Origin of the sequence: Colwellia marinimaniae (assembly GCF_002207865.1) — a bacterium.
In the GTDB taxonomy this organism is placed as follows: Bacteria; Pseudomonadota; Gammaproteobacteria; order Enterobacterales; family Alteromonadaceae; genus Colwellia; species Colwellia marinimaniae.
The window spans coordinates 1-259 of record NZ_BDQM01000347.1 but is presented as its reverse complement, the minus strand read 5'-3'; the positions used below and the strand labels follow the sequence as shown (position 1 = coordinate 259).

General features: G+C 35.5%; 1 protein-coding gene. It reads left to right on the top strand.

Annotated features, from left to right (window positions below):
- Positions 1–259 (top strand): hypothetical protein (locus tag MTCD1_RS21390; RefSeq protein ID WP_159459932.1); only part of this gene is annotated, 259 nt, incomplete at both ends.

Genomic DNA, 259 nt, shown 5'->3' with positions numbered 1-259 from the left:
CTCTATAACAGCTAGAGAAAATATCCAGTATACAGAGGTTTCTATTCCAATTATTTTCCATATTCTTCATTTTGATGAAGAGATAGGAACAGGAAATAATTTATCGCAACAGAAAATTCAAGAAACCTTGGATGAACTTAATGATGCTTTTGCAAATCGTTCTGGTAGTACAAACCCAAATGCTGTTGATATGAGAGTGACCTTTAGACTAGCAAGTTATGATCAGGCGGGGTTACTTCTAGATGAGCCAGGTATAGAT